This is a genomic window from Polaromonas sp. YR568 (assembly GCF_943372955.1).
Taxonomy (GTDB): Bacteria; Pseudomonadota; Gammaproteobacteria; order Burkholderiales; family Burkholderiaceae_C; genus Polaromonas.
In genome coordinates this window covers 173,226-194,097 of record NZ_CALSAL010000005.1, presented here as the reverse complement: position 1 = coordinate 194,097, position 20,872 = coordinate 173,226, and the positions used below count along the sequence as shown (strand labels likewise).

Genomic DNA, 20,872 nt, shown 5'->3' with positions numbered 1-20,872 from the left:
TCCAGAAGGCGGTCGTCCGGCGATCACCGGCCCGACGCCAGCTCCTTACTTTACGCCTCCCGCCAAAACCCTGCTACCGCTTGTGGGACAACCGCCCAAGTCAACAGATCAAGCGCCGCAGGAAGCCATCGCCTCACCGAGCTGGATGGCACGGCCCGGCGCCCATGCAGGGTTGAAGGCGACGGGGCCTGGACCAAAGCGCTTCGGGAACAACATCACCACCGTGGAGCCCAGCAGGAAGCGGCCCATTTCGTCACCTTGCCGCAGCTCAGGTGCTGGCTGGTCGCCGGCCGGGTAGTCCCACTGCCGCAGCTGCCCCGGGCGCGGCGGGTTCACCACGCCATGCCAGACGGTGGCCATGCTGCCGACGATGGTGGCACCCACCAGCACCAGCACAAAGGGACCGAGCGCCGACTCGAACACGCAGACCACACGCTCGTTGCGCGCGAACAGGCCTGGCACACCGCGCGCCGTGGTTGGATTGACGGAAAACAGATCGCCCGGCACATGGATCATGCGCACCAGCCGCCCGTCGCAGGGCATGTGGATGCGGTGATAGTCGCGCGGGCTGAGGTACAGCGTGGCGAAGCTGCCGTTGTCAAAACGCGCGGCAAGCGCCGCGTCGCCGCCCACCAGCGCGGTAGTGGAATAGCGGTGGCCCTTGGCCTGGAAAATCTGGTCGCGCTCAATGGCGCCGAACTGGCTGATGGCGCCGTCCACAGGGCAGATCAGGTCGGCGCTGGCCAGCGGACGCGCGCCGGGCTTCAGCGCGCGGGTGAAGAAGGCGTTGAAGCTGCGGTAGCTGGCAATGTCCGGATTGGCCGCCTCGGCCATATTGACCTGGTATTTCGCCACAAAGCGCCGGATGATGGCTGTCGTGACCCAGCCCCGCTCGCGCGAGGCCACAAAGCCCGCGAAGGCGGTAAGGGCCTGCTTGGGCAAAAGGTACTGGAGCCAGACAGCGGAGCGTTCAGACACAAAAAAGGGCGGTAGTCGAAGACCGCCCGATTCTATCGGGGCACCACCGGGGGTTTGCCCGTGTCTGTCGCCCTTGCACGCGGCGCTGCGCGCGCCAATTCATACCGAATCACTTCGTGGGGTAGCCCGCCTCATTCAGCGTCGCCACCACCGCCTGCCGGTCACTGCCGGATTCAACGGTGACTTTTCTGGCCGGCAGATCCACTGCCACTTCGGCTTTCGGGTCCAGCGCCTTGACGGCTTCGGTGATGGCCTTGACGCAATGGCCGCAGCTCATGTTGGGTACAACGAATTCCATGACAACTCCTTGGGTGTGCAATCAACAATTCACCGCAACAGCTGCGGCAAAGAAGAAAGTAAGAGAAGTCTGAACCTTCCCACGGGGGCAAACTCAAGCCAGCGCACGATTGCCCTGACTGCCAAAAGGGGCATTGCGCAACCCCTGCTTGACCTTGCCATGATGGAAGGGTTCAAACTCTCCCACATGAATACGAACACATCCACCACCCTTCCGGCCAGCCCATCCCCCGCGCTGGCCTCCTGGCAGTTCCCTGTGGAGGGCATGACCTGCGCCTCATGCGCGACCCGCGTGGAGCGCGCACTGTCCAGCGTGCCGGGCGTGACCGAGGCCAGCATCAACCTGGCCACCGAGCAGGCCAGCGTGACCGCGCAGGCAAACATGTCGATGGCCACGCTGACCAGCGCAGTGGAAAAAGCCGGCTACCGCGTCGGCCAGCAGACCCTGCGCCTGCAGATTGGCGGCATGACTTGCGCCTCCTGCGTCAGCCGGGTCGAGAAAGCGCTGCGCCAGGTGCCCGGCGTGCTGTCGGCCCAGGTGAATCTGGCCACCGAAACAGCCGAGGTGCAGATGGCGGGCGCTGGCGGTGCCGCGCCGTTGATCGCCGCCGTCGTGAAGGCTGGCTACGAGGCCAGCGAACTCGCGCCGGACGCCAGCGCTACCGCCGCGAAGGGCGTCGCCTGGTGGCCCATCGCGCTGGCCGCTGCGCTGTCGGCGCCGCTCGCCTTGCCAATGGTCGGCATGCTGTTCGGGCGTGAATGGATGCTGCCCGGCTGGTGGCAACTGGCGCTGGCCACACCGGTGCAGTTCTGGCTGGGCTGGCGTTTTTATGTGGCCGGCTTCAAGGCAGTGCGCGCAGGCACCGGCAACATGGATCTGCTGGTGGCCATCGGCACCTCGGCCGCCTATGGCCTGAGCGTTTATCAGCTGCTGGTGCACGGCAACCATGGCATGGCGCATTTTTACTTTGAGGCGTCCTCCGTGGTCATCACGCTGGTGTTGCTCGGCAAGTGGATGGAGGCACGCGCCAAGCGACAGACCACTGAAGCCATCCGCGCGCTGAACGCGCTGCGGCCCGACACCGCGCGGGTGCGGCAGGGCAACGAAGAGCGCGAGCTGCCGGTGTCGCAGGTGCGGCTTGGCGATCTGGTGGTGGTGCGCCCGGGCGAGCGCCTGCCGGTGGACGGCGAGATCGTGGAAGGTGCCACGCAAGTGGACGAGTCGCTGATCACCGGCGAAAGCCTGCCCGTCAACAAGCACGCCGGTGACCATGTGACGGGCGGCGCTATCAATGGCGAGGGTCTGATCGTGGTGAAGACCACCGCGATTGGCGCTGAATCGACACTGGCCCGCATCGTGCGGCTGGTGGAATCGGCGCAGGCGAAGAAAGCGCCCATCCAGCGGCTGGTCGACCAGGTCAGCGCGGTGTTTGTGCCGGTGGTGCTGGTGATTGCGCTGGCGACGCTGCTGGGCTGGGGCCTCACCACCGGCAACTGGGAAACAGCCATCCTGAACGCCGTCGCGGTGCTGGTGATTGCCTGTCCGTGTGCGCTGGGTCTGGCGACGCCCACCGCCATCATGGCCGGCACCGGCGTGGCGGCGCGCCATGGCATCCTGATCAAGGACGCCGAGGCGCTGGAAGTGGCCCACCAGGTGCGCATGGTGGCCTTCGACAAGACCGGCACGCTCACCCAGGGCCATCCGGAGTTGGTCGCCTTGGACCCTTATGTCAGCCCGCATGCTGGCCCCCACGTGGAGACACGCGAGATGGTGCTGGCGCTGAGCGCCGCGATTCAATCCGGCAGCGAACACCCGCTGGCCCGCGCCGTGACCCGCCGAGCGAAAGAAGAGGCCAGCCCGGTGTGGGCGGCCACCGAGGTGCGCGCGGTGGCAGGGCGCGGCATGTCGGCGGTGGTGGAGGGCCGCCAACTGCGGCTGGGCAGCCCGCGCTTCATGCAGGAGCTGGGCGTGGACCTGTCGCCGATGACGGCGCGCGCCCAAGCGCTGGAGGCCGAAGGCCGCACCGTCTCGTGGCTGGCTGATATGGGCGCGCAGGTGACCCCGCAGGTGACTGCCCAGCCACGTCTGCTCGGTCTGCTGGCGTTTGGCGACACCCTCAAGCCCAGCGCGGCCGCAGCCGTGGCCAAGCTCCATGCACTGGGCATTGGCAGTGCCTTGCTGACCGGCGACAACGCCGGCAGCGCGAAGGCGGTGGCGCAGCAACTGGGCATCGACATCGTGCATTCGCAGGTGCTGCCTGAAGACAAGGCCCGCCTGATCGCGGAACTCGGGCAGAACCCGAAGACGCGGGGCGGCCGCGTGGCCATGGTTGGCGATGGCATCAACGACGCGCCAGCGCTGGCCGCCGCCGATGTGGGCATCGCCATGTCCACCGGCACCGATGTGGCCATGCATGCGGCAGGCATCACGCTGATGCGGGGCGACCCGGCACTGGTGGCCGACGCCATCGACATCTCGCGCCGCACCTACGCCAAGATCCGCCAGAACCTGTTCTGGGCTTTTTTCTACAACGTGGTCGGCATTCCGCTGGCCGCACTCGGCCTGCTGAGCCCGGTGATCGCCGGTGCCGCCATGGCTTTCAGCAGCGTCAGCGTGGTGTCGAACGCGCTGTTGCTGCGTCGCTGGAAAGGACGGTCAAAATGAAGAAGACGATTTCTGCCGAAGGCCCGCTCAACATTGGCGAAGCAGCCGCGCGCTCCGGCGTCTCGGCCAAGATGGTCCGCCATTACGAGTCGCTGGGCCTGCTGCCCACGGTGCACCGCACCGATGCAGGCTACCGGCAGTACGGCGACAAGGAAGTGCACACGCTGCGCTTCATTCGCCGCGCACGGACGCTGGGCTTCAGCATGGTCGAGATCGCCGAGCTGCTCAAGCTCTGGCAGAACACCCGGCGCAGCAGTGGTGACGTCAAGCGCATCGCGCTCACGCATGTGGCCGATCTGGAGCGGCGCATTGCGGAAATGGAAGCGATGAAAAGCACGCTCAAGCACCTCGCACATTGCTGCCACGGTGACAACCGGCCTGACTGTCCCATCCTCTCTGAGCTGGCTGCCTGAGCCAGCCACCCAAACGGCCCACCCGAACCGACAGCAGCATGCAGGACGAGCTGTTCACCGACGACTGCGCAGCGGGTGGCGCGACGCTGCTGCTGGCCCCGGGCGCATGGCTGCTGCCGGGTTGGGGGGTCAAGGTCGAAGCGGAGTTGCTGCAGTCGCTGGCAGGCGTGATGACCGCCGCGCCACCGCAGCAGATGACCACGCCAGGTGGCCAGGCCATGTCGGTCGCCATGACCCACTGCGGCCGTCTCGGCTGGTGGAGTGACCGCCGTGGTTACCGCTACGAACCCGCGCATCCGGCGACGGGCCAATCGTGGCCCGCAATGCCCGAATGCTTCGCCACGTTGGCTCGCGAAGCGGCCGCCGAGGCGGGTTTTGATGCCTTCGAGCCCGACAGCTGCCTGATCAACCGCTACGTGCCCGGTGCCCGCATGTCGCTGCACCAGGACAAGGACGAGAAAGACCTCACTGCACCCATCGTGTCGGTGTCGCTCGGCCTGCCGGTTGTGTTTTTATGGGGCGGCTTGCAGCGCAGCGACCGCGCGCAACGCATCCCGCTTCATCACGGCGACGTGGTGGTGTGGGGCGGCCCGTCGCGGCTGGCGTTTCATGGCGTGGCGCCGCTGGTGGCGGGCCATCATCCACAGCTGGGGCCGCAGCGCATCAACCTGACGTTCAGGCGGGCGGGTTAGCCGTCGCAGCGCCCGCTGCCGGCGGTGTGTCGGGGCCGGGAGCCGTCTTGCATTCCCAGAACACGCGCGCGGTGCAGCGGCGGCAGATCTCGGGGTCGAGCTTGCTGAAGATGGTGGAGATCGCGGTGAACTTGTCGGGGAACTGGTGCTCCGGGCCAAGCAGCGTGGTGAAGCCGGTCTTGCGCCACATGCGGATCACTTCCGGCCGGGGGCGGTGAAAGTACAGGTCGCCACCCATCGCGCGGCGCGCGGCCAGCTCGGCCTCCCACAGTTCTGCACCGGCAAGGTCAATGAAGTTCATGCTCTTGCCCATCACCAGCAGGTGTTTCTGCGGCTGCGGCCGGCTGCGCAGCTCGTGCAGGATGTCGGCCACGTGCTGCGTCGCGCCGAAATACACCTCACCCTCCATTCGCAAGAGCTTCAATTGCGGGCATTCCGGAAGTGGATGACGCGGTCCGTCATCGAATTCAACACCACGATGCACGCGTGCCGTGTCAACGGTTTCCAGCGCCGCATCGGGCGAAGGGTCGATCACCACAAACTGCCGGTCGGTTCCCGTACTGTCAAAACCCATGGTGCGCATTGCCGGGCGCGAGGTGCGATAGAGAAACGACATCAGCGACAAAATCATGCCCAGCAAAATCGCCATCTCCAGCCGTATGGTGACGGTGGTCACCATGGTCGCCAGCGCCACGCCGAAATCGCTGCGACTGAGCGTGAACAACTGCCGCCAGCGGGCCATGTCCAGCAAGGCCAGCGCCACCAGCACCAGCAGCGCCGACAGCGCTGCCATCGGAATGCGTGCCAGCAGCGACGCACTCACGGCCACCAGCGCCAGCAGCAGCAAGGCCGAAAACACCGACGCCAGCGGCGTGCGCGCACCGGCTTCGAGGTTTGGCATGGAGCGGTTCATCGAGCCGCAGGACACATAGCAGGAGAAGAACCCGCCGACCATGTTGGACAGGCCCTGCCCGCGGAATTCGCGGTTGGCATCGATGCGCTGACCCGAGCGCAGCGCCACGGTCTTGGCAATCGAGATCGCCTGGCCCAGCGCGACGATGGTCAGCGCAAAGGCCAGCCCGACCAGCTCAGGCACCTGCGACCACGCGATGCTCGGCACCTGGAAGTGCGGCCAGGGCGGCGGGATTTCGCCCACCAGGCGCAAGGGCACTGCAGGCATGGCGTTGCCAGGCATCAGCATTTGGCCCAAGCCCTGATCCCACAGCCAGACCAGCACCGTCGCGGTGAACAGGCCGATCAGCATGTAGGGCCAGTGCCTGCGCACGCGCCGCAGCACCAGTGCCACCGCTAGGGTGATGCCGCCCACCACCAGGGCGGCGGGCTGCGCCGTCAGCGCCTGGGTTGCCACATGCCGCAACACCGCGCCTGCGCCGTGCCCCTCCGGCTTGGCCAACCCCAGCAAGTCAGGCAGCGCATGCACCGCGATCAGCAGCGCGGCGCCGGAGGTGAAGCCGAACAGCACTGCCGGGGAAATGAAATTGGCCAGCATGCCCAGCCGCAGCGTGCCGATCAGCCACTGCATGATGCCGACCATCACAGTCACCGCCAGCGCCAGCTGGATGTATTGCGGGCTGAAGGCGATTGCCAGCGGCGACAGCATCGCAAACAGGGCCAGCGAATTGGCGTTGGTCGGGCCCGACATCACATGCCAGCTCGAACCGAACAGCGCCGCAATGATGCAGGGAATCACTGCGGTGTAAAGCCCGTACTGCGGCGGCAGGCCAGCCAGGGTGGCGAAGGCAATGCCCTGCGGCAGCACCAGCACCGCGCCCAGCAGGCCGGCCATCGCATCGGCACGCAGGGTGGCTGGCGACACGCGCCGCACCCAGTCACCCAACACACGTTCCAGCCATGAAGCGGGCACAGTAGAGGGAGCAGCGTCAGGCGGGGTGGTCATCCCTCAAAGCATAACGCGGCGGCTCGACAAGACGCGGCCGCGCCGCGGGGCATCACACCCATCCGGAGAGGCGTAACACCAGCCCGGCCAGCGCGCAGGCGACGATCACGGAAATCACGCCGCGCTTGAAGCGCAGCAAGGCCACCGCCGCCGCGACGGTGATACCCAGCGCAAAGAAGTCGATGCGCGCCAGCCAACCCTGCGACACGTCGGGGCGAATCGCAATGTGCGCGAGAAAGAACAGTGCCAGGCTGGCAATCACACCCACTACGGCAGCAGTAATGGCCGTCAGGGGCGCCGTGAAATGCAGCTTGCCATGGGTGGACTCCACCATCGGCCCGCCAGCCAGAATGAAAAGGAAGGACGGCAAAAAGGTGAACCAGGTCACCACGGTGGCCGCCAGTGCCGCGCCGGCAAAGAGCAGGTCCGGCCCCAGCACCTCCTTGGTCCAGCCGCCGACAAAGCCCACGAAGGCGACCACCATGATCAGCGGTCCGGGCGTGGTCTCACCGAGGGCCAGACCGTCCATCATCTGCAGTCCAGTCAGCCACTGAAAGTGCTCCACCGCCCCTTGGTACACATAAGGCAGCACCGCGTAGGCGCCGCCGAAAGTCAGCAAGGCCGCCTTGGTGAAGAACCAGCCCATCTGCGTCAGCGTGCCGCTCCAGCCCTGCCAGGCGCAGAGCACGCCAATGGGCAGCAACCACAGCACGGCGCCCACACCGACCACGGCAGCCAGCCGCGAGGATTTGAAACGCGCGTGTTCCGGCGTCGGCGTGTCGTCGTCAATCAATGCCGGGCCGTAATCTTTCTGCGCTGCTCCGTGGCCACCGCCACTGGAAAACTGATCGGGTGCGAAACGCGAACCCCACCACCCGGTCAGCGCCGCCAGACCAACGATCAGCGGGAAGGGCAGCTTCAGTACGTAGATGGCAACAAAGCTCATCACCGCGATCGCCCACAGCAGCGGCGCCTGTGACGGCTTCTTCAGGGACCGCGAGCCGATGCGGTGCACCGCCTGCAGCACAATCGCCGCCACCGCCGGCTTGATGCCGTAGAACAGCCCCGCCACCAGCGGCACGTCACCGAACGCGATGTAGATCCAGCTCAGCGCAATCAGGATGAACAGCGACGGCAGCACAAACAGCACACCCGCCACGATGCCGCCCCAGGTGCGGTGCATCAGCCAGCCGATGTAGGTGGCCAGCTGCTGCGCCTCTGGCCCAGGCAGCAGCATGCAGTAATTGAGCGCATGCAGAAAGCGGCGCTCGCTGATCCAGCGCCGCTGCTCGACCAGCTCGCGGTGCATGATGGCAATCTGCCCGGCCGGACCGCCAAAGCTGATGAAACCCAGCTTGAGCCAGAACCTGAAGGCCTCTGCAAAACTGACCGGGGTCATTGCGCCGCTCCTGCCATGGTGTGTACTTTCCAGTTGTGGGTTTCATCGCGCGCGCTGCGGCACCATTCATAGAGCGCGTCATAGACCGGCATCGCCGCTTCGAGCATGGCATGGTCATCGTCCGCATGCAGGCGGGAAAGCCCCAGCGACACGGCGAGCAGCCCGGCCGACTGCGGCGCCAGTTCGGGGCGTGCCGTGTCAGCCCCTCGCACGATGGTGGCCAGCACATCCAGGGCTGGATCCTGCAGTTCGAAGGCGCGCAGCAGGGCGTCAAAGCTGCACCGCTCCCACTCATGGGTGATGGGCGCATCCGGGATGTCGTAGGCCACGGCCCCCAGTCTGTCGGCTTCCTTGAATACGTCGGCCGTGGGGACGTAGAAAAACTCAGCGCGGGAGTCGATGAATCGGCGGATCAGCCACGGGCAGGCGATGCGGTCAATCTTGGGTCGCTCACGCGTGACCCAGTGCGACGGCCCTTCGCCGGTCACGCCCCAATCGGGACGCTGGCGCACCCGCAGCAGCGGGGCAGCGCGCCAGGTGGCGATGTCATCTGGCGTGTCAACGCCATCTTCGCCACCCTCGATGCCGCCTGCCAGCACACACGCATCCCATCCAGCGGCGCGCAGGGCTATCGCGGCATCTGCACTGACGTTGTGGCCATACACGCAATACACCACCACTTCGCGCGGCGTCTGGCTGCGGGCGTACGCGCTGACCTGCTCGGGCTGACAGCGCAGGGCACCGGCCAGCCGATAGGGGCTTTCAGCGAATTTGGCCTCGCGGCGCACATCAAGCAGCAGGGGCGCGTTGGCGCGGCCCATGCGGGCAGCGAGCTGTTGGGGGGAAATCGAGGGAACAGAATGGGTAGCGGTGTCCACGGAATACTCCAATGAGTTGCCAGCGCTTGGACGGGACACCGTCTATCTGTGAAGATTCGGGAGGCTGAAATCCCGATGGGCGAATGGTAGCACCAGCGCCCGCCCCTTTCCAGCCCGCATGACAGCCGGCTGCAAGGAAACGGCCATCACCCGCGTTCGAACTTGAACACCGCGCGGCTGGCACGCGCGTTGGGCCAGAATCGCACCTCACGCCCGTCCTGCAGGCCGAACTGGTCGAGGATGCGCAGCCGGTTCTTCAGCGCCAGCGCCTCGAAATCCTGCAGCGTGCCGACACGGATGTTGGGCGTGTCGTACCACTGGTAAGGCAGTACCTTGGTGACCGGCATGCGACCACGCAGCACCGCTAGGCGGTTGGGCCAGTGCCCGAAGTTGGGAAAAGCCACCACGCCGGTGCGGCCGACGCGGGCAGTCTCGCGCAGCATCACTTCGGCGTTGCGCAGGTGCTGCAGCGTATCGATCTGCAGCACCACATCGAACGAGCTGTCGCCGAACATGGCCAGCCCCTCGTCAAGGTTGAGCTGGATCACGTTCACGCCGCGCGCCACGCAGGCCTGCACGTTGGCGTCGTCCAGTTCCACGCCATAGCCCGAGCAGCCGCGCTCGCGGATCAGGTGGTCCAGCAGCTCACCGGTGCCACAGCCAAGATCCAGCACACGGGCGCCCTGCGGCACGAGACGGGCGATGGACAGCATGTCGGCTGGCGGAAGCGCGCTGGAAACAATGCGGGCGTTCATGCGGCCACCTTGCTGTCAAAGTAGGACCGCACCACGCCGAGGTAACGCTCATCCTCCAGCAAAAACGCGTCGTGCCCATGGGGCGCATCGATCTCGGCGTAGCTCACGTCGCGCTGGTTGTCGAGCAGCGCCTTGACGATCTCGCGGCTGCGCGCCGGCGCAAAGCGCCAGTCGGTGGTGAAGCTGACCAGGAGAAATTTGGCCTTCACATGCGCCAGCGCCTTTGTGAGACTGCCACCATGCGTCCGGGCCGGGTCGAAGTAGTCCAGCGCCCGCGTGATCAGCAGGTAGGTGTTGGCGTCGAAGTACTCGCTGAACTTGTCGCCCTGGTAGCGCAGATAACTTTCGATTTCGAATTCAATGTCCTGCGTTGTGTATTTGTATGGGGTCTCGGCGCCCGCGCTTTCCGCCACCGCCTGTCTGAGCTGCCTGCCAAATTTCTCGTTCATCACGTCATCGCTCAGATAAGTGATGTGCCCAATCATGCGGGCGATGCGCAGGCCGCGTTTGGGCAGTACGCCGTGGCGGTAGAAGTGGCCGCCATGGAAGTCCGGGTCGGTGACGATGGCACGGCGGGCCACTTCGTTGAAGGCGATGTTCTCGGCAGTGAGGTTGGGCGCGCTGGCCACGACCACCGCATGCCGCACGCGGTCGGGGTACTGCAGTGTCCAGCTCAGCGCCTGCATGCCGCCCAGGCTGCCGCCCATCACGGCCGCCAGCGTCTGAATGCCCAGCCGGTCCAGCAGCCGCGCCTGGGCGTTGACCCAGTCCTGCACCGTCACCACCGGAAAATCGGCACCATAAATTTCGTTGGTCTCCGGGTTGCGCTGCATCGGCCCGGTGGAGCCAAAGCAGGAACCGAGGTTGTTCACGCCAATCACAAAAAAACGCTTGGTATCGACCGGCTTGCCAGGGCCGATCATGGTGTCCCACCAGCCTTCGGATTTGGGGATGACCTGGCCGTTGGCGTCCGCATACACGCCAGCCACATGGTGCGAGGCGTTGAGCGCGTGGCAGATCAGCACCGCGTTCGATTTGTCGGCGTTGAGTTCGCCGTAGGTCTCGTAGCTCAGGTCGTAGCTGCACAGGCTGGCGCCGCTTTGCAGCGGCAGCGGCTCCGCGAAATGCATGGACAGTGGCGTGGCAACAAAACTCAAGACATCACCTGCAGAAAAGCAAAAACCCGGTACCGCTAAAGCGATTCCGGGTCGATGGATGTCGTCTTTAGCTGAACTTTTTAAGCGCCCGCAAGCTGAGCAAATCGGCGCTGAGGAAAGTATACCCCCACGGTCGCTCACTTCGTGTAGCTCCCCGCCCCCCAAGGGGGCCGCCCGCCTACGGCCCGGCAAAGCCGGTTCCGTGGCTCAGCTGGGTTGAAGAGTTCTTTGGGCACAACGAGCAGAGGCCACCATTCTTTCTGGGGGAGAGGAAGTAAGCTGCACCCAGTGCGCATGAACAGGGGTGATTAGATCAATATCGCCGCCAGTCCCAGTCCGGCAAAAATCAGCGCCGACGTCACATGCACCATGCGCAGGGGCACCCAGTGCATGGCCCGGCTGCCCAGCCACACCACGGGGACGTTGGCCAGCATCATGCCCAGCGTGGTTCCGGCCACCACACTCATATACGCGTCGTAGCGGGCGGCCAACATCACGGTGGCAATTTGGGTCTTGTCGCCCATCTCGGCCAGAAAGAACACGATGACGGTGGTTGCGAACACGCCCATCTTGGGCAGGCCCTTGGCGGTGTCGTCTTCGTCGAGCTTGTCGGGTATCAGCATCCACACCGCCATGGCGATGAACGAGGCGCCAAGGATCCAGCGCAGCATCTGTGGGCCGATGACGGTGGTGACCCAGGCGCCCAGCGCGCCGGCCAGTGCGTGGTTGGCAACAGTCGCGACCAGGATGCCGAACACGATGGGCCACGGTTTCTTGAACCGTGCAGCGAGCACCAGCGCGAGGAGTTGCGTCTTGTCGCCGATTTCGGCGAGGGCGACGATGCCCGTGGAGACGAGGAAAGCTTCCATGAAAAACACTCCGGCCGGGTGAGATCCCATGACTGCACGGACACCCCCAGCCAAGACGGGGCCCTGCAGTCAAAGGTCTCGCGGAGTCCGAAGACCGCTTGCGCCATGTCGCCACGCGGTGGCAAACAAGTCTGTTGACGCAAGCCCCTCTTCAGCATGCGGGCGGCGCCCGTGGTGCGAAAGGGTGGCTACTCCCCAATGACAGCTTCCATTGTAAATCGAACACCGATGCACCACTGGCGCACTTCTTGCTTTATTTTGGTGCGTTTCGCCGATTTCACGGATTTGCGCACCATAACAAGACATTTAACCCCCGAAAACGACAAGAGGATTTCATGGAAGCACTAAAACAGGGCTCGGATGCTTTGTTCATTCTGTTGGGCGGCATCATGGTGCTGGCCATGCATGCAGGTTTTGCCTTTCTGGAACTGGGCACGGTCCGCAAGAAAAACCAGGTCAATGCGCTGGTGAAGATCCTCACCGACTTCTCGGTCTCGACCGTGGTCTATTTCATGGTCGGCTACGGCGTGGCCTATGGCACGCACTTCTTCGTCGGCGCCGAGCAACTGGCCGCCAAGAATGGCTATGACCTGGTGAAGTTCTTTTTTCTGCTGACCTTCGCGGCGGCCATTCCAGCCATCATTTCCGGCGGCATTGCCGAGCGCGCGCGCTTTTACCCCCAACTGATTGCCACGGCCGTGATCGTTGGTCTGGTGTACCCGTTGTTTGAGGGCGTCGTCTGGAACCAGCAGTTCGGTGTGCAGGCGTGGATCAAGTCGCTGACGGGCGCGGAGTTCCATGACTTTGCCGGCTCCATCGTTGTGCACGCGGTGGGAGGCTGGCTGGCGCTTCCCGCCGTCATCTTGCTGGGCGCGCGCAGCAACCGTTACCGCAAGGACGGCGCAGTGTCGGCCCATCCGCCATCGAACATTCCGTTTCTGGCGCTGGGCGCGTGGATACTCACCGTGGGTTGGTTCGGCTTCAATGTGATGAGCGCGCAGACCATCGACAAGATTTCAGGTCTGGTCGCCGTCAACTCGCTGATGGCCATGGTGGGCGGCACGCTGGCGGCGCTGGCACTGGGCAAAAACGACCCGGGCTTTGTGCACAACGGCCCGCTCGCCGGGCTGGTGGCGGTGTGTGCGGGCTCGGACCTGATGCACCCGCTGGGCGCGTTGGTGGTGGGTGGCGTGGCCGGCGCGGTGTTTGTGGTGATGTTCACGCTGACGCAGAACAAGTGGAAGATTGACGACGTGCTGGGTGTGTGGCCACTGCACGGCCTGTGCGGCGCCTGGGGCGGCATCGCGGCCGGCATCTTTGGCAGCACCGCACTGGGCGGGTTGGGCGGCGTCACGTTCAGCGCGCAGGTCATCGGCACCTTGCTCGGCATCGGCTGGGCACTGCTGGCGGGCGTGGTAATTTACGGCGTGTTGAAGGCCACCATGGGGCTGCGGCTCACCCAGGAAGAAGAGCACGAAGGCGCCGACCTGTCGATTCACCGCATCGGCGCCACGCCGGAGCGCGAGGTGAACTGGTAAGTCGCTTCAGCGCCTTCAGTGAGGAAAGCGCCGCGCCACCGCGGGCGTGGCCCAGCGGTCCAGCGACCAGGGGCCCGCGCCGTAAATGGCCAGCCCCGCGAGCAGCGAACCCCAGAACACATGCTGCTGCAACGCGGCCGGCGCGATCTCGCTGAGTGAGATCACCGCCACCGCATTGACCACAAACAGGCCGAGGGCGGAAAACCGCCCGCCCAGGCCCAGCACCAGCAGCACCGGAAGCACGATCTCGCCCGCGGTGCCGAGCACGGCCGCGACTGAAGGCGACAGCAGCGGCACATGGTATTCATCGGTGAACAGCGCCACCGTGGTGCCCCAGTCGCGCAGCTTGGTCAGGCCCGACATGAAGAACACCTGCGCCACATACAGCCGCGCCAGCAGCGCCGCGGCCGGCTGCAGGTGATCCAGGGCGCGCGTCAGCATTGCCCACAGGCCGAGTGCGCGCGCGATGGGTGTGCCGGCGGGCGGGGCGACTGCGGTCGTCAAATCATGGGTGTCGTTCATGGTTCCTCCTGTGATGGTGTGATGTGCTTCTTGGTCTGCGTTTTAGCGTTTTAGTTTGCGTCTTGGCCATCGCTCAGGTCAGATCAGCGGGTGCGCATGACAGGCGCACCACCCCCGTCACCAGCCCCAGTGGCACCGCGCGACCGAGCCAGTCGCTGAAATCAAACTCTGTGGCCTGCGCCAACGCAAGGCCGAGCGCGGCATCGAGTGAGGCGCCTTGCTGCAAAGCCTGCAGCAAGGCCGCTTCAGCCGCAGTGACCACCGCCACGCGTGGCTTGAAGCCCTGGCGCCAGACCAGCGCCTGCTCGCTCACGCCAGCCTGAAGCCGCTCTGCGGCAGTGGCCAGGCCAGGCGCCGTCTCGCGGTGCGCGTTCACCAGACTGGCCACCGGATAGGGGCTGTCCAGCAACCACACACCTGCCGCCAGCTGCAGCGAAATATCTGAAGGGTCCATGCTGGCCAGCCACGCAAACGACGACGGCTCCGGCACCACATCGGCCGCACTGGCTGCCCGATGCAGCGCCCACTCGACCCTTGCCACATCGCCCAGAAATGCTTCCTCGGCAAGTTGCGGCGCCGCTTCCACAAATGCTGGCAGCTCGCCGCCCCACTGCGCCAGATCGCCACGCACGGGTGGCGCGCTGAGCCAGAAATGCCGGGCCAGCGCCGCAAAGTTGTCATCACCCAGCAACTGCGCCAGCACCGGATAGGCCGCGCCGAGCGCCCGCTCGGCCAGCGCCAGACCGTTGGTCTGGTAGGCCAGCAAGCCACGACGCGCCAGGGCCGCATGGCCACCCCCGGTCTTCAGGCGGGGCCACAAGGCGTGTTCATCGCGGTCGCCCACGAGCGCACGCAGCAATTGCTGCTGATCGTGCGCCAGTTGGGAGAGCGCGCTCATCGCTGAATCTCTCCGCGGGGCGATGCAACGGCGGACAAGGCGCGCGCCTGCGCCGCCTGATCCAGCAGCATCTCCAGCGGCGGCAGATCGGTGTCCCACTCCACCAGCGTGGGCACACCACCAAAACGCTGCAGCGCATGCCGATAAATCTGCCACACCGCGTCGCACACCACACTGCCATGGTCGTCGATGACCACATCGCCGCAGTCACGGTGTCCAGCCACATGCAGCTCGCCGACGACACCCACCGGGATGTGATCCAGCCACTGCATGCATGCCAAGACGGGATCGACATCGCTGCCCGCCAGACGGGCATTGCGTGCGTTCACATAAAGATTGTTCACATCCACCAGCAACTGACAGCCGGTATGGGCGGCCAGGTCGGCCAGAAACTGCGGCTCCTCGCGATCTGAGCCCTCAAAGCTCACATAGGCCGACAGGTTCTCCACCAGCAGCGGCGTTTTGAGGCGGTTCTGAACCCGCTCGACGTTCTCGCTCATCACCGCCAGCGCGGCAGCGTTGAAGGGAATCGGCAGCAGATCAGCCGCGTGCACGGGCGCATGACCGACAGGGGCGCCGGACAACAGGCCGCGGGCGAAACACGCATGGTCAGAGACGCGCACCGGATTGATGCGTGCCACCAGCTTCGCGAGCTGGTCGAGGTGCCAGGGGTCGATCCCGCAGGCCGAGCCCAGTCCCAGCCCCACACCATGAAGGCTGATGGGGTAGTGGCTGCGCGCCTGAGTCAGCACCGCCAGTGCAGCGCCGCCGTCGGCAAAGAAATTCTCGGAGTGAACCTCCAGAAAATCCACCGCCGGGCGCTGCTCCAGCACTTCGCCATAGTGCGCATGCCGCCAGCCGATGCCGACGGTGGTGGTCGCGGCCTTCGCAATGGCGGCCTCGTGCGCGAAAGAAGGGTTCATGGGTCAGACGCTGCGTTGATGGTCAAGGCAGCGTGGTCAACACCGTGCGGCATCGCTGGCGGAACAAGACACCAGACCGCAGAGGGGCGCACATCGCACTCCCGCTGCAGAAGCCAGCACCTGCCGATGATCAGCCTTTCTTTTGTGCCGCTTTGGCCTTGGCCTGCTCTGCGGTCAGACCTTTCAGGCTGGCGCAGGTGCCTTTGGCGACATATTTCCACTCGTTGATGTCGGCATTGACCTTGGACTGGCCAGCGCACGAATGGGTGCCACTGAGGTTGGCACAGTCGTTTTGGCCAGCGGCGGCGATGCCGTAGCACTTTTCTTTTTCCTGGGCCATCGCCGGCGTGGCAACGATCAGCGTGGACAGCAGGGAGGCAGCAGCAGCAGCAATCAGGGCGCGTTGGGTCATTTGAATATCTCCATCAGAATCGGGTTGAACACATCGGGATCGACCAGTTCAGCGAAGGGCTTGCCAATTCTGACTGGTTGCTCATTCGTCGGAGACGCGTCCAGTTTCTTACAGCGGGTGATCGAGGCTGCCGCATATCGCGCTCTTGATCCTCACGCCGCCGAAGGCGTTACAGCAGCTCGGCGATGCTGTCCCAGGCCTCTGGCGGAATACGGCCGACATACCGCTGCACCACCTTGCCCGTCTTGTCGATGAGAAGCGCCGAGGGCAGCTGCGCGTGCTTGCCGATGTTGTCCCTGTAGCCCGTCTCGCCGGTCCACAGCTGCACGAAGCGTTGCTTGAGTGGCACCGTGGCCGAAATGATGCGTTCGTAATCGAGGAAGTCCTGTACCCGCGTGTCGGTGTTCACGGCCACCAGCTCAAAGGGCTTGCCCGTCCAGCCCTGATAGTTGCTGCGCAGCTCCGGCATCTTGTCGCGGCACACCGCGCAGTTCGTGGACCAGAACATCACCAGCACCACCTTGCCCTTGAGCGACTCCAGCTTGAACGGCGCGCCCTCAATGGTTTTTCCCTCGATGGCAGGCAAGCTCGCGACCTGTGGGGCCGCCTGCGCCGCGGTCGCCGCGGGCCGCGCTGCCGTTTGTGCGCAGGCACCCGACATGGCCATCCACGACATGGCGAATGCAGCCACGCCCAGGGACAAACGCCTGGTGCAAGACAGAGGGGAAGGACGCGTTGCTCGGACAGAACTCATGGGGTCTCCTCGGGGTGAAATCGCTTCGCGCCTCCGCGCAAACCGGCGGTTGCAGGGTGTTGCCGCACTTGCTGCGGGCATGGTGAAACGGAGTATGCCGTGGGTGCGAAGTTCCGGGCAACCAAAAATCTCATGGATTTGCACACAAGGCGCACGCCGCCAGCTAGACTGCCGGGCGACGCCACTTCCAGATTCCACCATGGCCAGTTTTGAAGAGCAGTTGGTTGAGCACCGTGTCTATCTGCTGCGTTTCGCGCGCCTGCAACTGCGCAACGACGACTGGGCAGAAGACGCGGTTTCCGAGACCTTGCTGGCAGCGCTGTCCAAGCCGCAATCGTTTGGCAACCGCTCCCAGCTCAAGACCTGGCTGGTCGGCATCCTCAAGCACAAGGTGATTGACCTGATCCGCAGCAACGCACGGCTGGTGGCGGTGCCCGACGCGCATGCAGACGACGAGGGCGACGAACTCGACCGCCTGTCGTTCAAGGCGGATGGGCACTTTGCGGAGACGCCCAACGACTGGGGCAACCCCGATCAGACCTTGCAGCAGGTGCAGTTTTTCCAGGTGCTGGATGCCTGCATGGAAAAACTCCCGCCGGCGCTGGGGCGGCTGTTCCTGATGCGAGAGTGGCTGGAGCTGTCGTCGCAGGAAGTGTGTAAGGAACTCTCGCTCACGCCGACCAACTTTTATGTCCAGCTGCACCGCGCACGCCTGCGCTTGCAGGAGTGCCTCAACATCCACTGGTTTGGCAACCACAAGCCTCAGGCCAGCTGACGCCACGACTTCATCATGACCTTGCTACGACGAACTTGCCGGGAGGCGGCCGCACTGCTGATTGCGCGGGAAGACCGCGCGCTCAGCATCCCGGACCATGTGGCCCTGAAGCTCCATTTGATGGCCTGCAAGGCCTGTCCGAAGTTTGAGAACCAGGTCCTGACCATGCGCGCCGCCATGGCGCGCTGGCGCAACTATGCCGGCAACGACGCGGGCGCCGAGGCCGAAAACCCCGCCACGCCACCCGCCTGAGCCCGTCACTGGCGCCGCACACACCGCAAGGTTCTGTAACTATTGCCTCTGTGGTTACAGGCCCTGGCGCGCGGCGACACGGGTCGATGGAACACCCCGAAAGACCCGCTGCGGTCGTCCAGTGCGCACCCAACGCACTGGTTGGCTCCGCCAAAACAGCGACAGGCAATTCACCTGCCGCCCGCGGACTCTGGCATCGACGGGCGACGCTCATTTTGTCAATGTGTGCGCCCACTGACGCCAAGACAACCAGTTGCCGGTGTTTGCATCAGTGTTTTTTCTTTTGTACGCCTAGGCATCGGTGATGCGGGCGACGGCTTTGTTTCCCCTGCCAACGACCCTGCCAGCTCCGCAAGCACCAGGGGGAAGCCGGGCCACGGGTGGTATCGACGGTCTCCTCGCACCGCTTTTACCCTGCTGTCAACACCGTCCCGAAATCGTCGGATGGACCGCAAAGCCGCGCGGAACATGGGCTGGCGGCATGTACGGGATAACGATAGTTGATTGTGTTTTGAGTAAGTGAAGCATAATATGGCGGTACGGGTGTCAATACCTGTACACGTTAGGTGATCGGTCAGTTTCGCGCGCTACAGCGGTACGTATCAAGATTTGTTGTGCTTTCGGGACCCCATCGCTTTTGTTTTTGTGTTTTAGAGGAGTCCCTTCATGGGCAACAAACTTTACGTCGGCAATCTGCCGTACTCGGTGCGCGACGAAGATCTGCAGCAGTCTTTTGGTCAATTCGGCGCTGTCACCAGCGCCAAGGTCATGATGGAACGCGACACCGGTCGCTCCAAAGGCTTTGGCTTTGTCGAAATGGGCAGCGATGCTGAAGCCCAGGCAGCCATCAACGGCATGAACGGTCAGCCTCTGGGCGGCCGTAGTGTTGTCGTGAATGAAGCTCGCCCCATGGAGGCACGTCCTCCCCGTAGCGGCGGCTTCGGCGGCGGCGGTGGTGGCGGCTACGGTGGTGGCGGCGGCGGCGGTGGTTACGGCGGCGGTGGCGGTCGTTCCGGCGGCGGCGGCAGCGACGGCGGTTTCCGCAGCCCTTACGGCGGCGGCGGTAGCGGCGGTGGCCGTTCCGGCGGCGGCGGCGGTGGACGCGGCGGCTACTAAGCCCTGATCCATCTGCTCTTCAATTCGTAAGAATTGAAGAGCGCGTGAACCACACGCAAAAAAGGCTTCAAGACTTCGGTTTTGAAGCCTTTTTGCTTTGTCGTCGTCGAATTGGTTTGCCGCGCCTGGCAGGCGCCGGTTTCAACTTTCGCCGCTGCGGTGTTTGCGCGGTCGACCGGCCAGCGCTTTGTCGAACAGGGCATTGGGCAACAGGCGCAGCAGCTTGGCGACCACGCCCATCTGCCACGGGATCACGCTGTAGCTTTTTCCGGCCTGGATGACCGAAAAGGCCCTATCCGCAAACGCGTCCACCTTCATCAGGAACGGCATGGAATAGCGGTTCTGCTGCGTCAGCGGCGTATCGATGTAGCCGGGGCACACCGTCACCACTTTCACGCCACTGGCACGAAGCTCGCCGCGCAGGCTTTCGCAGTAGCTGATGACCGCCGCCTTGCTGGCGCAGTACGCGCCATGTCCAGGCAGTCCGCGGATGCCGGCCACGCTGCCAATACCGACCAGCGTTCCTGATCCGCGCTGGACCATGCCTGCAATGAAGGGGTGAAAGGTTGCCGCCACACCGACGTTGTTGGTGGCAAACGTCTGGGCCATAACCTGCAGGTCGGCGCGCTCTGCGGTGTCCATGCCGATACTGATGCCGGCATTGGCGATCACGACATCGGGCACGCCTTGAACAGCCATGCATTGCTGGCCAGCAGACACGATGCTGTCGATGTCAGACACATCGGCCTTGTACACCTGATAGCGGTCCACGCTCAGTGATTGCGCGATGGCCCAGGCTTCTACCTCGGCCGTGCGCCGGGCCACCAGCGCCAGCCGATAACCCGCCGCATGGTAGCGAAGGGCCAGCGCCTGGCCGATCCCGCTGGACGCGCCGGTGATGAAGACCAGTCGGGACATGGGTGCCTTGTAACCTTGGGCCTAGGGTTTGGCAGGGGGAGGCAGCGTCAACAGGGGCGCAGGCGCAGTGCCCTCTGTTGCCGCCGTCGCGGAGCGGGGCACCAGAATGCCGCGCACGCGCCCCTTGAGATTGGCCACCTGGTCCAGGTTGTCGTAGTCAAAGGTGTCGCCCACGAACTGGTCCTGACCGCGGATCAGCAACACGGGTTTATGGGACTGCACCCGTTCGTCGTTCAAAAAGGCATGCAGGAACTCGCCACGAAACTCCATGCGCGGCGCTTCTTTGCCGTCCACATCCTTGCCGGCCTCGCGCACCACCAGGGCATTACCGGTGAGCTGCACTTCCGATCCGTCGCCGTTGACATACGCCCGGTTGGCCGTGGCATTGGACACCCGCCCCTTCACGCTGACACTGCGGATGCGCACGTCGTCAATTTCAAGAATGTCGGTGTCGGCGTAATGCCGGCCCTCGACGCCGAACAGCTCGCTCTTGAGCTGCCCCTGCTCATCAAAGGTCTTGACGGTGAACTTGTTCAGGAAGTAATCCACCTCATGCCGAACCTCTTTCACCGTTTCGGCCGGCGGGGGCACTGGCGTGTTGCGCACCAGCCAGTACGTGCCGAGTGCGAGGGCGCCCATCATGGCCAGGGGCGCATAGATCGCCACCCGGTCCCACAGGTGCAGCGCCCGGCGCCATACCAGCCTGACGACCTGCAGCGGACTGCCGGTTTGCGCGGTCATGT

The 20,872-nt window shown here is 64.6% G+C and carries 22 protein-coding genes and 1 riboswitch; of the genes, 7 read left to right on the top strand and 15 right to left on the bottom strand.

Annotated elements, in window-relative coordinates; all coding sequences use genetic code 11:
• Positions 1-108: 108 nt before the first annotated feature.
• Together asd and AAG793_RS13775 are read right to left on the bottom strand one after the other, a co-directional pair.
• Positions 109-978 carry an archaetidylserine decarboxylase gene (gene asd / locus AAG793_RS13780; RefSeq protein WP_341909077.1) on the bottom strand — a complete coding sequence of 290 codons (870 nt, stop codon included), beginning with the start codon at positions 976-978 and terminating at the stop codon, positions 109-111.
• Between the two features lie 109 nt (positions 979-1,087).
• The gene (locus AAG793_RS13775) at positions 1,088-1,276 is read right to left on the bottom strand and encodes a heavy-metal-associated domain-containing protein (protein ID WP_341909075.1); all 189 of its coding nucleotides are present in this window, start codon (positions 1,274-1,276) and stop codon (positions 1,088-1,090) included.
• 186 nt (positions 1,277-1,462) lie between these two features.
• Between AAG793_RS13775 and AAG793_RS13770 the strand changes: the two genes are divergently transcribed.
• The 3 genes from AAG793_RS13770 to alkB are packed head-to-tail and all read left to right on the top strand — an operon-like array spanning position 1,463 to position 5,045.
• Positions 1,463-3,940 (top strand): heavy metal translocating P-type ATPase, encoded by a 2,478-nt coding sequence (locus AAG793_RS13770; protein ID WP_341909073.1) that lies wholly within the window; start codon positions 1,463-1,465, stop codon positions 3,938-3,940.
• Positions 3,937-4,353 (top strand): Cu(I)-responsive transcriptional regulator, encoded by a 417-nt coding sequence (gene cueR / locus AAG793_RS13765; RefSeq protein ID WP_341909071.1) that lies wholly within the window; start codon positions 3,937-3,939, stop codon positions 4,351-4,353. Before AAG793_RS13770 ends, cueR begins: the two co-directional genes overlap by 4 nt.
• 38 nt (positions 4,354-4,391) lie before the next feature.
• Positions 4,392-5,045 (top strand): DNA oxidative demethylase AlkB, encoded by a 654-nt coding sequence (gene alkB / locus AAG793_RS13760; protein WP_341909069.1) that lies wholly within the window; start codon positions 4,392-4,394, stop codon positions 5,043-5,045.
• On the opposite strand, the gene AAG793_RS13755 is transcribed toward alkB, so the two are convergent.
• The 6 genes from AAG793_RS13755 to AAG793_RS13730 all read right to left on the bottom strand — a co-directional run bounded on the left by AAG793_RS13755 (position 5,029) and on the right by AAG793_RS13730 (position 12,021).
• Positions 5,029-6,963, bottom strand: coding sequence for a SulP family inorganic anion transporter (locus AAG793_RS13755; protein ID WP_341909067.1), 1,935 nt, complete (start codon positions 6,961-6,963; stop codon positions 5,029-5,031). The genes alkB and AAG793_RS13755 overlap by 17 nt on opposite strands.
• A 52-nt stretch (positions 6,964-7,015) precedes the next feature.
• Positions 7,016-8,362 carry a chromate efflux transporter gene (chrA, locus tag AAG793_RS13750; protein WP_341909065.1) on the bottom strand — a complete coding sequence of 449 codons (1,347 nt, stop codon included), beginning with the start codon at positions 8,360-8,362 and terminating at the stop codon, positions 7,016-7,018.
• The gene (locus tag AAG793_RS13745) at positions 8,359-9,240 is read right to left on the bottom strand and encodes a chromate resistance protein ChrB domain-containing protein (protein WP_341909063.1); all 882 of its coding nucleotides are present in this window, start codon (positions 9,238-9,240) and stop codon (positions 8,359-8,361) included. Before AAG793_RS13745 ends, chrA begins: the two co-directional genes overlap by 4 nt.
• 146 nt (positions 9,241-9,386) lie before the next feature.
• Positions 9,387-9,995, bottom strand: a complete 609-nt coding sequence (gene metW, locus AAG793_RS13740; RefSeq protein WP_341909060.1) for a methionine biosynthesis protein MetW — start codon at positions 9,993-9,995, stop codon at positions 9,387-9,389.
• Positions 9,992-11,152, bottom strand: coding sequence for a homoserine O-acetyltransferase (locus tag AAG793_RS13735; RefSeq protein WP_341909056.1), 1,161 nt, complete (start codon positions 11,150-11,152; stop codon positions 9,992-9,994). The genes metW and AAG793_RS13735 overlap by 4 nt, the downstream gene beginning before the upstream one ends.
• A gap of 308 nt (positions 11,153-11,460) precedes the next feature.
• Complete coding sequence (locus AAG793_RS13730) at positions 11,461-12,021, bottom strand: TMEM165/GDT1 family protein (protein WP_341909053.1); 561 nt, start codon at positions 12,019-12,021, stop codon at positions 11,461-11,463.
• 3 nt (positions 12,022-12,024) lie between these two features.
• Positions 12,025-12,230, bottom strand: a riboswitch (yybP-ykoY riboswitch).
• 126 nt (positions 12,231-12,356) lie between these two features.
• Here AAG793_RS13730 and AAG793_RS13725 point away from each other — a divergent pair.
• Positions 12,357-13,559: an ammonium transporter gene (locus tag AAG793_RS13725; protein WP_341909050.1), complete on the top strand. Its 1,203-nt coding sequence runs from the start codon at positions 12,357-12,359 to the stop codon at positions 13,557-13,559.
• Between the two features lie 15 nt (positions 13,560-13,574).
• Here the strand turns inward: AAG793_RS13725 and AAG793_RS13720 are convergent, their stop codons facing one another.
• From AAG793_RS13720 to AAG793_RS13700, 5 genes are all read right to left on the bottom strand, one after another.
• Positions 13,575-14,081, bottom strand: coding sequence for a DoxX family protein (locus AAG793_RS13720; RefSeq protein WP_341909047.1), 507 nt, complete (start codon positions 14,079-14,081; stop codon positions 13,575-13,577).
• Positions 14,082-14,154: 73 nt separating this feature from the next.
• Entirely contained in the window at positions 14,155-14,979 is an 825-nt protein-coding gene (locus AAG793_RS13715) for a DNA-binding domain-containing protein (RefSeq protein ID WP_341909045.1), read from the bottom strand.
• A complete protein-coding gene (locus AAG793_RS13710; RefSeq protein ID WP_341909043.1) occupies positions 14,976-15,902 on the bottom strand; it encodes a DUF692 domain-containing protein in 927 nt (308 codons plus the stop codon). Before AAG793_RS13710 ends, AAG793_RS13715 begins: the two co-directional genes overlap by 4 nt.
• A 130-nt stretch (positions 15,903-16,032) precedes the next feature.
• Complete coding sequence (locus tag AAG793_RS13705) at positions 16,033-16,314, bottom strand: DUF2282 domain-containing protein (RefSeq protein WP_341909042.1); 282 nt, start codon at positions 16,312-16,314, stop codon at positions 16,033-16,035.
• Between the two features lie 169 nt (positions 16,315-16,483).
• On the bottom strand, positions 16,484-17,068 hold the full coding sequence (locus AAG793_RS13700) for a TlpA disulfide reductase family protein (RefSeq protein ID WP_341909040.1): 585 nt from the start codon (positions 17,066-17,068) through the stop codon (positions 16,484-16,486).
• A 199-nt stretch (positions 17,069-17,267) separates the two neighbouring features.
• Here AAG793_RS13700 and AAG793_RS13695 point away from each other — a divergent pair, with 199 nt between their 5' ends.
• The 3 genes from AAG793_RS13695 (at position 17,268) to AAG793_RS13685 (ending at position 19,211) form a co-directional block, all read left to right on the top strand.
• A complete protein-coding gene (locus tag AAG793_RS13695) occupies positions 17,268-17,843 on the top strand; it encodes a sigma-70 family RNA polymerase sigma factor (protein ID WP_341909038.1) in 576 nt (191 codons plus the stop codon).
• A 15-nt stretch (positions 17,844-17,858) separates the two neighbouring features.
• Complete coding sequence (locus tag AAG793_RS13690; RefSeq protein WP_341909036.1) at positions 17,859-18,095, top strand: zf-HC2 domain-containing protein; 237 nt, start codon at positions 17,859-17,861, stop codon at positions 18,093-18,095.
• Between the two features lie 666 nt (positions 18,096-18,761).
• A complete protein-coding gene (locus AAG793_RS13685) occupies positions 18,762-19,211 on the top strand; it encodes an RNA-binding protein (protein WP_341909034.1) in 450 nt (149 codons plus the stop codon).
• Positions 19,212-19,352: 141 nt separating this feature from the next.
• Here the strand turns inward: AAG793_RS13685 and AAG793_RS13680 are convergent, their stop codons facing one another.
• Both AAG793_RS13680 and lptC read right to left on the bottom strand, forming a co-directional pair.
• Positions 19,353-20,129 (bottom strand): SDR family oxidoreductase, encoded by a 777-nt coding sequence (locus AAG793_RS13680; protein WP_341909032.1) that lies wholly within the window; start codon positions 20,127-20,129, stop codon positions 19,353-19,355.
• Between the two features lie 21 nt (positions 20,130-20,150).
• Positions 20,151-20,870 carry an LPS export ABC transporter periplasmic protein LptC gene (gene lptC / locus AAG793_RS13675; RefSeq protein ID WP_341909030.1) on the bottom strand — a complete coding sequence of 240 codons (720 nt, stop codon included), beginning with the start codon at positions 20,868-20,870 and terminating at the stop codon, positions 20,151-20,153.
• Positions 20,871-20,872: the final 2 nt, after the last annotated feature.

Coding starts and splice junctions, on each gene's coding strand:
- AAG793_RS13775 (WP_341909075.1), bottom strand. CDS start 1,276: ATGGAATTCGTTGTACCCAACATGAGCTGCGGCCATTGCGTCAAGGCC.
- AAG793_RS13770 (WP_341909073.1), top strand. CDS start 1,463: ATGAATACGAACACATCCACCACCCTTCCGGCCAGCCCATCCCCCGCG.
- cueR (WP_341909071.1), top strand. CDS start 3,937: ATGAAGAAGACGATTTCTGCCGAAGGCCCGCTCAACATTGGCGAAGCA.
- alkB (WP_341909069.1), top strand. CDS start 4,392: ATGCAGGACGAGCTGTTCACCGACGACTGCGCAGCGGGTGGCGCGACG.
- AAG793_RS13755 (WP_341909067.1), bottom strand. CDS start 6,963: ATGACCACCCCGCCTGACGCTGCTCCCTCTACTGTGCCCGCTTCATGG.
- chrA (WP_341909065.1), bottom strand. CDS start 8,362: ATGACCCCGGTCAGTTTTGCAGAGGCCTTCAGGTTCTGGCTCAAGCTG.
- metW (WP_341909060.1), bottom strand. CDS start 9,995: ATGAACGCCCGCATTGTTTCCAGCGCGCTTCCGCCAGCCGACATGCTG.
- AAG793_RS13730 (WP_341909053.1), bottom strand. CDS start 12,021: ATGGAAGCTTTCCTCGTCTCCACGGGCATCGTCGCCCTCGCCGAAATC.
- AAG793_RS13725 (WP_341909050.1), top strand. CDS start 12,357: ATGGAAGCACTAAAACAGGGCTCGGATGCTTTGTTCATTCTGTTGGGC.
- AAG793_RS13720 (WP_341909047.1), bottom strand. CDS start 14,081: ATGAACGACACCCATGATTTGACGACCGCAGTCGCCCCGCCCGCCGGC.
- AAG793_RS13715 (WP_341909045.1), bottom strand. CDS start 14,979: ATGAGCGCGCTCTCCCAACTGGCGCACGATCAGCAGCAATTGCTGCGT.
- AAG793_RS13710 (WP_341909043.1), bottom strand. CDS start 15,902: ATGAACCCTTCTTTCGCGCACGAGGCCGCCATTGCGAAGGCCGCGACC.
- AAG793_RS13705 (WP_341909042.1), bottom strand. CDS start 16,314: ATGACCCAACGCGCCCTGATTGCTGCTGCTGCTGCCTCCCTGCTGTCC.
- AAG793_RS13700 (WP_341909040.1), bottom strand. CDS start 17,068: ATGAGTTCTGTCCGAGCAACGCGTCCTTCCCCTCTGTCTTGCACCAGG.
- AAG793_RS13695 (WP_341909038.1), top strand. CDS start 17,268: ATGGCCAGTTTTGAAGAGCAGTTGGTTGAGCACCGTGTCTATCTGCTG.
- AAG793_RS13690 (WP_341909036.1), top strand. CDS start 17,859: ATGACCTTGCTACGACGAACTTGCCGGGAGGCGGCCGCACTGCTGATT.
- AAG793_RS13685 (WP_341909034.1), top strand. CDS start 18,762: ATGGGCAACAAACTTTACGTCGGCAATCTGCCGTACTCGGTGCGCGAC.
- AAG793_RS13680 (WP_341909032.1), bottom strand. CDS start 20,129: ATGTCCCGACTGGTCTTCATCACCGGCGCGTCCAGCGGGATCGGCCAG.
- lptC (WP_341909030.1), bottom strand. CDS start 20,870: ATGACCGCGCAAACCGGCAGTCCGCTGCAGGTCGTCAGGCTGGTATGG.